Origin of the sequence: Mesorhizobium sp. M7A.F.Ca.CA.004.04.2.1, from assembly GCF_004022825.1 — a bacterium.
Lineage (GTDB): Bacteria > Pseudomonadota > Alphaproteobacteria > Rhizobiales > Rhizobiaceae > Mesorhizobium.
In genome coordinates this window covers 1-2,233 of the sequence record NZ_RZPH01000977.1, presented here as the reverse complement: position 1 = coordinate 2,233, position 2,233 = coordinate 1, and the positions used below count along the sequence as shown (strand labels likewise).

3 protein-coding genes and 1 pseudogene are annotated in these 2,233 nt (G+C 63.5%); 1 reads left to right on the top strand and 3 read right to left on the bottom strand.

Features of this window, described 5'->3' with window-relative positions; all coding sequences use genetic code 11:
- On the bottom strand, nt 1-401 hold a 401-nt coding region (locus tag EN893_RS30050; protein WP_128362024.1), incomplete at its 3' end, for an SDR family NAD(P)-dependent oxidoreductase.
- Nucleotides 402-533: 132 nt separating this feature from the next.
- Nucleotides 534-1,496 (bottom strand): D-amino acid aminotransferase, encoded by a 963-nt coding sequence (locus EN893_RS30045; protein WP_127267194.1) that lies wholly within the window; start codon nt 1,494-1,496, stop codon nt 534-536.
- Nucleotides 1,497-1,646: 150 nt separating this feature from the next.
- Between EN893_RS30045 and EN893_RS30040 the strand changes: the two genes are divergently transcribed.
- Nucleotides 1,647-2,150, top strand: coding sequence for a hypothetical protein (locus tag EN893_RS30040; protein WP_127267193.1), 504 nt, complete (start codon nt 1,647-1,649; stop codon nt 2,148-2,150).
- Nucleotides 2,151-2,156: 6 nt separating this feature from the next.
- Here EN893_RS30040 and EN893_RS40110 read toward each other — a convergent pair.
- Nucleotides 2,157-2,233: pseudogene (locus tag EN893_RS40110) on the bottom strand (DUF2293 domain-containing protein); the annotation flags it as partial.

Below are 2,233 nucleotides of genomic sequence, written 5' to 3'. Positions count from 1 at the left end.
ATCTGGATGATGTGGCCGGAACGCTGCGCCCGCATGATCGGCAGTGCGGCCTGAGCGACCCACAGCGCGCCGAAGACATTGGTTTCGATCTGGTCGCGAGCTTCCTGTTCGCTGACCTCCTCGATGGCGCCGAAATGGCCGTAGCCGGCATTGTTGACGACGACGTCGAGCCGGCCAAAACGCTTGTGCGCCTCGGCGACTGCGGCATCGACGGCTTTCTTGTCGGTGACGTCGAGCTTTATCGCGGCAATCCTGTCGCCGTATTTCTCGACGAGATCGGCGAGCGTGCCGGCATCGCGGGCGGTGGCCGCGACGCTGTCGCCGCGCGCGAGTGCAGCCTCGGCCCAGACGCGACCAAAGCCCTTCGACGATCCGGTGATGAACCAAACCTTTGATGTCATGATCTTGGAGACCTTGCCCCTGCGGGCGTGATTTTGCGTGAAAGCGGAGGCCTCTCCGCTTTCGGGCATATACGGTCCGTCCTCTGATTTTCCAGAGGCGACCGGAATCTTTCGAAAAAGACGCCTGAATTATCAGGGATAATTCACCTGAGACGACCACGCCGGATCCTCGTGCTTCTCCCAATAGAGCGCCATCAGCCGGCTGGTGATCGGTCCGACCTTGCCGTTGGCGATCGCCGCGCCGTCGATCTCGGTCACCGGCATGATGCCGCCCGCGGTCGAGGTGATGAAGACCTCGTCGGCCTCGCGCAATGCAGTGACGCTGACATCGGCCGCGGTGGCGGCAAGACCTTGTTCGGCGCAGAGATCGAAGACGGTGCGGCGGGTTATGCCCGGCAGCACGCCAATGGAAGGCGTCGACAGCTTGCCGTCCCTGACGCAGAAGACGTTGAAGCCCGGGCCCTCGGCGACATTGCCGTTGAAGTCGAGGATCAATGCGGTCTCGGCGCCGCGATCATAGGCATCGTAGAGGCCGCGCACCAGATCGAGCCAGTGGTAGTTCTTGATCGCCGGGTCGATCGAGGCCGGCGGAATGCGCATCTTGGCGCTGATGGCGACACGCAGGCCGCGCTGCAACTGCTCGGCATTGGCGACCGAGCCGAACGGCACGGCGAACGCCATGAAGCGGTTGACCGCCTGGCGCGGGTCGCGGCTGAAAGTCGGCGAGGCGCCGCGCGTGCACAGCATTTCGACATAGGCGGCGCGATGACCCGACAGCGCCACGCAATTGTGCAGGATTTCGGTAACGCCGTCGCGATCGAAGGGGATGGTCATGCGCAGCTTTTCCAGCCCGCCGAAGAAGCGGTCGAGATGCAAATCGAGGCGGAAGAAGCGGCCGTTCCAGACATGCACGGTGTCGTAGGTGGCGTCGGAATGCAGAAAACCCCAGTCCAGCACCGAGATCTTGGCCTGCGACATCGGCAGGTATTGGCCGTCGAGGAAAGCGACCCCCTCGGGATAGGAGTGCGGGTCGACATGGCGGTCGTCGACGACGGGCGGTCGCTTCTCGTCCTGTGTTGCCATTGTCCGGCTCATCGGGGCCTCCTGTCACGCAGGCGAGAGGCTAGCGGCGCTGGGCAGAAGGCATAGAGCCACCCGCCCGGCGCTGTTCGGCCTCCATGACGATCTGGCCGATACATTCGATCGCGATTGCCGTATCGTTCCGGGTCTGAACGGGAGGGGAAAATGGGCAGGTTTGGGGCCGTCACAGCGGCAATGATGATGTTCGCCGCTGCGGGCGACGCCCGCGCCCAGTGCGCGCGCGAAGGCGAGGAATTGTGCCAGGGCGGGCAGACCTATCGCTGCGAGAAAACCGGCGGCGAATTGACTCCGATCTTCCAGAACCTGCCTTGCGCGGTGAACGTGCTGTCGCTGAGCGGCACCTGGGTAGGCAATGGCCACCAGAGCCCGGCGGGTGACGCCGGCGCCGACTGGGCGATCGCCATGACCATCAACGATGGCAGCGCGTCGATCGACTATCCGTCACTCGGCTGCGGCGGATCGCTGTCGCAGACGTCAAGGGACGACATTTCGGCGGAATACCACGAGAACATCACCTACGGTCGGGACAAATGCATCGACGGAGGCAACATCACCGTCAGGTTTTACAAGGGCAATCTGTCCTGGATTTGGGTCGGCCACGCCGATGGCCAGACCTACAATGCGGTCGCCGTGCTAAAGCGGAAGTAGCCGTGGTCATTCCTCCTCGTCGTCGGCGTCGAGCAGGCGGGTTGCGCGCCAGCGGGTGAGCACGATGTTGGTCTGCTCGATGA